The sequence below is a fragment of the Cumulibacter soli genome (assembly GCF_004382795.1).
Classification (GTDB): domain Bacteria; phylum Actinomycetota; class Actinomycetes; order Mycobacteriales; family Antricoccaceae; genus Cumulibacter; species Cumulibacter soli.
Window position 1 is genome coordinate 461,061 of sequence record NZ_SMSG01000004.1, and the last position, 6,443, is coordinate 467,503.

The following is a 6,443-nucleotide window of genomic DNA, read 5'->3' on the forward strand; positions in this document are numbered from 1 at the left end:
GATTGATCACGAAACGTGATCCCGACACCGAGAGGCTCACTGCCCATCATGGCCGGAATCCTCGATATCACCCCATTGCGCAGCTTCGTCGCGATCGCAGACAACGGTGGCTTTCAGCGCGCCGCCGATGCCCTGCATCTCAGCCAGGCCGCCGTTAGCCAGCACGTTCGACGCCTCGAACGCACCCTCGACCGCGCGCTCGTCGAGCGTGATGGCCGAACCTCACGACTCACGACGGACGGCGAGACGCTGCTCGGATACGCTCGGCGAATCCTGCAGGCTCACGACCGCGCGATGGAACACTTCCATGCCACCGAGGTGATGACTATCACCATCGGTTCGACCGAACATGCCGCGACGCAACTCCTACCCGCGTTGACCGCCGCTTTAAGTGGGGCGTTCTTCGACCACGAGGTGCGACTGCGACTTGACCGCGGCACCCGACTGCGCGAAGACCTCGCCATCGGTAGGCTCGACCTCGCGATTCTCCCTGGGCCGCCGGCGGTTCCGGATGCCAAGCGGACCACCAGAACACTTTCGATCGGCACACTCGACCTCACCTGGTTCTGCGCCCCGGGCTGGGCGGTTCCAGACGATGCCCGCGTGCCGCTAGCCGTGTTCGAGAGCCCTTGCGCACTGCGCTCACGCGCGATGGAGGCCCTGGATAACCACGGATATACGGCCATTGTCGGCGCCGAGTCGCTACAACTCGCCGGCGTACACGCCGCAGCGGCCGCCGGCGCAGGCGTCGCCTTGCTCGCAACACTGGGCCAAACCCCGCCGGGGCTCGTTCGGTGCACCGGCCTACCGGAGGCCGAACCGCTGGAGTTCTCGGTGTGGGGTCGACCGGGGCTCGACCCCAGCATCCTGGAGTTTGTGGTTGCCGCGCTTCGACGAGCCGTCGAGAGCGCACCACCTGAGGTCCCGGCCACGGATTGAGGCGGCGCATTAACCCATCACGCTTCGCGATGAGTGGGGTCACGAACTGTCGTTAGACATTCCCTAGTCCGCCCGGCACGCTATAGCCCGTTAGATGAATTTTCATCTAACGGGCTTTCGAGATGCATCGTCATCCATCCGTGCGCCGTCGGGCGGCACGGTCACATCCCGCCAACGCGGCATCGCCGCCGGAAAGGCTGTATCCCTCATGAGCAAGAAGTCGCGTCGCATCGCCTCCGCGTTGCCCCGGCGCCGAACCCGCCGGTCTTTCGCTACCGGGCTGGTCGCGCTGCTGATGGCAGGAGTCTTGACCGCGTGCGGCTCGGGCTCCGCCGATGACAGCGCCGGCGATAACACGCTCAAGATCGCTAATATCAATGACGTTCCGGCGTTTGACCCGGTCGTTCTCGGTCCGACGTCAGCAACCCAAATGCTCTCGCTGGTCTACGAGCCACTGTTTACCTTCGACGAGCAGGGCGAGTTACAGCCCGCCCTGGCCACTGAGTACGAATTCAATGACACCGGTGACCAACTCATCGTCACCCTGCGCGATGGGTTGACCTTCCAGGATGGTTCTGCGCTCGACGCGGAGGCCGTCGCTTATCACCTCAACCGCGGCGTGTCCCAGGAAAACTCCGCGATCAAGTCGGCGTACAGGCAGATCAAGAATGCGAAGGCGCTCGACCCGACGCACGTGCAGATCGACCTGACCGAAACCGATTTCGGTTTTCCGATGATCCTGGCGAACCGGTCCTCCCTGATCGCCAGCAAGCAAGCCGCTGAGGCCGACCTGGACGCACTCAACTCAACCCAACCCGTCGGCGCAGGGCCATTCAAGGTCGTCAAGATCGTTCCAGGCGCATCCATGACCCTCGAGAAGTGGGATGGGTATTGGGACGCCGAGAACATCCACATCGACGAAGTAACGGTCACCATGGGCGCTGACCCTGCGACCCTGATTTCCGGGCTACAGACAGGAGAGTTCAACTTTGTGCCGAGCCTGTCCGCACAGAACGCTGAGCTCGCCGAGACTTCTGGCCTCAATGTCGTCGCCGACACGGCCGCGAACTGGACCGAGACGTTCGTGAACGTCAACAAACAACTCGCTCCGTTCACCAACCCGCAGGTCGTAGAGGCGTTCAATGCCGCCATCGACCGGGACGCCTTCGTCGATCTACTGACCTATGGCCTCGGCACCGCATCCGCAAACCCCGTTCCGGAAAGCAACCCGGCCTACAATCCCGCCATTGACGAGGAGTACGAGTACAACCCGCAGAAGGCGAAGCAGTTGCTCGCCGAGTCGGGTGAGGACGACCTTTCGCTCGATGTCCACATCTTCCCCACCTCCAACGCGCCCGCGGAATTACTCCAGCAGCAACTGGAAGCCGTGGGGTTCGAGGTCAATCTCATCTCCGAAGACGTCACGGCGTTCTACCCGGGCTACTACAACAAGACGGACCAGGTAGCACTCTATGGTTACGTCGGTCGTGACAACAAACTGCTGTCGCTCGACGAGCACTTCGCCGAGACCGGGATCCTGAACTTGTCTGGGATCGAGGACCCGTCGTACACCGCGGCGCGGCAGAAGGTCCTGCAGACTCCGCTGGACGATCCGGCGTACGAGAAGAACCTCCAGGCGGCGGCGCTGGCGGGGGTAACCACCGGCGGCAGCATCTTCCTGTACGTCACCCCGAACGTCACGGTGACCGGATCCGAGGTGTCCAGCTTCGGCAAGATCGACGGCTCATTCCGCTGGAACGGAATCACCGTCGGATGACAGCGGCCACGATCGACACGGCGGGCGGCGTCCGTTCGACGGCGCCCGCCGGATCGTACGCACTCGGCGCCGCCAGGGGCCTGGGGCGGATGGTGCTGGCATTTCTGCCAGTGTTCGTGCTCGGCTCACTGTTTACCTTCATGTTGGGCATCTGGAGCGGGCGAAGCCCAGCGGTCGTGCAGCTGGGCGAGAACGCCACGCCCGAGGCAATCGCAGCCATGAACGCGGAGTTCGGCCTGGACCGTCCGTGGTACGTGCAGTACTTCGACTGGCTCGGCGGGGTTCTCACTGGCGATTTCGGCAATAGCTGGGCAACCAACACTCCCGTCAGTGAGTTGCTGGGCGAACGCGCCATCATCAGCATCTCGGCTGCGGGTCTCGCCCTCGTCATCGGCGTCGTATTCGGCGCGGCGCTCGGGGCACTGGCCGCGCACTTTCACGGGTCCTGGTTTGACCGCTCCGTCACGGTTTTTACCTCGGTCATCTCGGTGATGCCGCCGTTCATCGTCGGTATCGCGCTCATCACGATCGTTGCGGTGCAACTGGACTGGCTGCCCGCCGCAGGCTACGTACCGCTAAGCGAAGGCACCTGGCCATGGTTGAGCCACCTGATCCTCCCCGCGATCGCACTCAGCCTCGACACGGTCTCCGATATGGCCCGCCAGCTACGCGCAGGACTGCTGAACACGGCCAAAGAGAACTACGTCATCGGCGCGACCGTCCGCGGCCTCAGCCCGCGACGCGTCTTCTTCGTGCATACGCTGCGCAACGGCGTCGGGCCGGCATTGGCCGTATTGGGCTTGAAATTCCCCAACCTGCTCGGGGGTGCCGTGGTCACCGAGTCGATCTTCCAGATGTCCGGCTACGGCATGTTCTCGGCACAGTCGGCAATCAAGGGCGATGTGCCGTCCGTGCAGGCCGTCCTCGTGATCGCCGTCGTCCTCGTAGTGCTGTTCAACATGCTGGTGAACGCGATCCTCGCCCGACTGATCCCTTCCTCGAATCGAGGCCTGTAATGCTGCGCAATATTCTGCGGCTGCCCAGCGGCAGGTGGTCCATCGGCCTTCTCGGCTTTCTCGCGGTTATCGGCGTGAGCGGACCGTTCCTCGCGCCGTACGACCCGAACGAGACCGTCGGTTCGAATCTCACCGGACCGTCCGCTGACTTCTGGTTCGGCACTGACTACCTTGGCCGCGACGTGCTGAGTCGCTTGCTCGCCGGCGCTCCGCTCAGCCTCGGTGGTGCGCTGCTGGTCGCCGTCCTCGCCCTGCTGATCGGCGCGATTCCCGGCATACTCTCGGTGTATCTCGGCCGAGTCTTCGAATGGACGTCGCTGCGCGTCATCGACACGTTGATCGCGCTGCCATTTCTGGTGTTCGCCGTCGCGATGACCGCGCTACTCGGCAACGGCGTCGTACAGGCGCTATTCGCCGTCGGGATCTTGCTGTCACCGGTGTTCTATCGCGTCGCTCGGACCGCCGCACTCGGCGCCGCCAACTCGCAGTACGTAGAAGCCGCAGTACTGTCCGGCGCGAACACCGGCTGGGTCGTACGTCGACACATTCGCATCAAGGTCCTACCCCCGATCGCGATCTCCTTCGCCGCCACCGTGGGAATGGGGCTCACCGTCATAGCGAGCCTGACGTTCCTGTCGATCGGCGTCATGCCGCCGACGGCGACCTGGGGCGGTGTACTCGCCTCCGACCTGCAGTTCATCGCCGCGCAACCCTTTGCCCCGTTCATTCCCATCGCGCTGATCCTCATCTCGGTTCTGGCGTGCAACCTCTTGGCGGACGCGATACGCGACGTCACGGGCGAATCCGGTCGTCAACTGCTCGCCACGCGAGCTGCGCGAAAGTCGAAGACGGATTCACCCACATCGGAAGGTGTCGTACATGTCTGAGCACGTCCTGGAAGTCCGTGACCTGCACGTCGCCAATACCCTGACGGGTGCAGCGGTGGTCCGCGGCGTGGACTTTTCCGTACGTCGAGGCCAAGTGCTCGGCATCGTCGGCGAATCCGGAAGTGGCAAGACCGTCACGATTCGCGCACTACTCGGCGTCCTGCCGGAGCCGCTCGCGATCACCGGCGGCACGATCTCGCTGTTGGGACGTACGACGGATACCTTCGGTAGCCAAGACTGGACCGACACCCGAGGCTCCGTCCTCAGCGCGGTGTTCCAAGACCCCGGCTCATACCTAAATCCGTCGATCCGGCTAGGCAAGCAGGTCGCAGAACCGCTGCGGGTGAAGACGGGAATGTCCCGGGCCGAGGCCAAGGCCGAGACGATTCGCCTCTTCGAAGCGGTCAACCTACGCGATCCGGAACTCGTCTTCGGGCAATACAGCCACGAACTCTCCGGCGGCATGCTACAGCGCGTGATGATCGCGGCCGCGATCTCACTTGGCCCCGAAATCCTCATCGCGGATGAGGCAACCACCGCGCTCGACGTCACGGTTCAAGCTGAAATTCTTGACCTACTCGCCGACCTACAGCGCAGCGAAGGACTCTCCCTCGTCGTCATCTCGCACGACCTCACGGTCGTCGCTCAGCTATGCGACGAGGTGGCTGTCATGCGCGAGGGCGAGATCGTTGAGCGGGGGCCGGCGGATGTCGTCCTGCATGACCCGCAGCATGAATACACGCAGCTACTCGTGTCCGAACATCAACGCTACGGACTCGATCACTTCATCAACATCCACACTCCGCAGGAGGTCACTCGTGTATGAACCTCAACCGCTGCTGAGCGTGGAGGGTATCGACGTCCACTATGGTCGCGGCCGCTCGATGACGCAGGTCGTCCAGGACGTCGACCTCGAGGTGTGCCGGGGTGAGATCGTCGGTCTGATCGGCGAAAGCGGCTCCGGAAAGTCGACCGTCGCCCGGGCCATCCTTGGGCTGGTCAACCCCTCCAGCGGGCACATTCGCCTGGACGGTCAACCGGTGAGCACCTACGGTCGTGCGCAACGGCAGGCACTGCGTCGTAGCGGAACGATCCAGTACGTATTTCAGGATCCGTTGCGCAGCCTCAACGGTGACCTGCTGATCGGCGATTCGATTGCCGAGCCGGTCTTGATCCGCGGCGACCTGGACAAACACGAGGTCACCTCGAGAGTCCGCGAGTACGCCGCGAAGGCGCAGCTGGCGGAGGACCTACTCGATCGCTACCCGAGCGAACTGTCCGGTGGACAGCGTCAGCGCGCCGCGATCGCGCGGGCGTTGATCGCCGAACCCGAACTGCTGATCCTGGACGAGCCCGTCAGCGCACTGGACGCCGCAAATCGGGTACGCATCCTCGACAGCCTGCTCACTTTGCGCGACGGCGGTATCGGGATGCTTTACATCTCGCACGATCTTGGGTCTGTCGCGGGCGTGACCGATCGGACGGTCGTGCTTTATCAAGGACGAGTCGTTGAGTCCGGCCCAACCGCGCAAGTCGTGACCGCACCGGAGCATCCGTACACCCGCCTATTGGTCGGCTCGGCACCGACCCTGGCCGGCGCATCGCTCTCGCGCGAGGAGCGCATCTCGCTGCGCGAGGCACTGGCAGACGTCGAACTGGTTTCGGCGTAGTCGCGCCGGCGGCGTTTGGTTCCATCGACATCGTCAGCAGGCCATTCACCGACATGCGCGACGGTACCGCGGCTAGTTGTGATGTCCAGGCAGGTTGTTGAGTCTGCTCATTGGTGGGGCTCCGATTGCGGTGTGGTGCCTGTGGTGATTGTAG

6 protein-coding genes are annotated in these 6,443 nt (G+C 63.5%); all 6 read left to right on the plus strand.

The features are described from left to right. Window positions 1-48: 48 nt before the first annotated feature. Window positions 49-939 carry a LysR family transcriptional regulator gene (locus tag E1H16_RS11495; RefSeq protein WP_134323999.1) on the plus strand — a complete coding sequence of 297 codons (891 nt, stop codon included), beginning with the start codon at window positions 49-51 and terminating at the stop codon, window positions 937-939. Between the two features lie 208 nt (window positions 940-1,147). Continuing rightward, entirely contained in the window at window positions 1,148-2,716 is a 1,569-nt protein-coding gene (locus E1H16_RS11500; RefSeq protein ID WP_166741726.1) for an ABC transporter substrate-binding protein, read from the plus strand. Next, window positions 2,713-3,732 (plus strand): ABC transporter permease, encoded by a 1,020-nt coding sequence (locus tag E1H16_RS11505; RefSeq protein WP_134324001.1) that lies wholly within the window; start codon window positions 2,713-2,715, stop codon window positions 3,730-3,732. The genes E1H16_RS11500 and E1H16_RS11505 overlap by 4 nt, the downstream gene beginning before the upstream one ends. Next, window positions 3,732-4,619 carry an ABC transporter permease gene (locus tag E1H16_RS11510; protein WP_134324002.1) on the plus strand — a complete coding sequence of 296 codons (888 nt, stop codon included), beginning with the start codon at window positions 3,732-3,734 and terminating at the stop codon, window positions 4,617-4,619. Before E1H16_RS11505 ends, E1H16_RS11510 begins: the two co-directional genes overlap by 1 nt. Beyond that, entirely contained in the window at window positions 4,612-5,445 is an 834-nt protein-coding gene (locus E1H16_RS11515) for an ABC transporter ATP-binding protein (protein ID WP_134324003.1), read from the plus strand. The genes E1H16_RS11510 and E1H16_RS11515 overlap by 8 nt, the downstream gene beginning before the upstream one ends. Beyond that, complete coding sequence (locus E1H16_RS11520) at window positions 5,438-6,289, plus strand: ABC transporter ATP-binding protein (protein ID WP_208379011.1); 852 nt, start codon at window positions 5,438-5,440, stop codon at window positions 6,287-6,289. Before E1H16_RS11515 ends, E1H16_RS11520 begins: the two co-directional genes overlap by 8 nt. Window positions 6,290-6,443: the final 154 nt, after the last annotated feature.

Bases quoted from the DNA above. Each gene is read 5' to 3' on its own strand.
- E1H16_RS11515 (WP_134324003.1), top strand. From the start codon at position 4,612: ATGTCTGAGCACGTCCTGGAAGTCCGTGACCTGCACGTCGCCAATACC.
- E1H16_RS11505 (WP_134324001.1), top strand. From the start codon at position 2,713: ATGACAGCGGCCACGATCGACACGGCGGGCGGCGTCCGTTCGACGGCG.
- E1H16_RS11495 (WP_134323999.1), top strand. From the start codon at position 49: ATGGCCGGAATCCTCGATATCACCCCATTGCGCAGCTTCGTCGCGATC.
- E1H16_RS11510 (WP_134324002.1), top strand. From the start codon at position 3,732: ATGCTGCGCAATATTCTGCGGCTGCCCAGCGGCAGGTGGTCCATCGGC.
- E1H16_RS11500 (WP_166741726.1), top strand. From the start codon at position 1,148: ATGAGCAAGAAGTCGCGTCGCATCGCCTCCGCGTTGCCCCGGCGCCGA.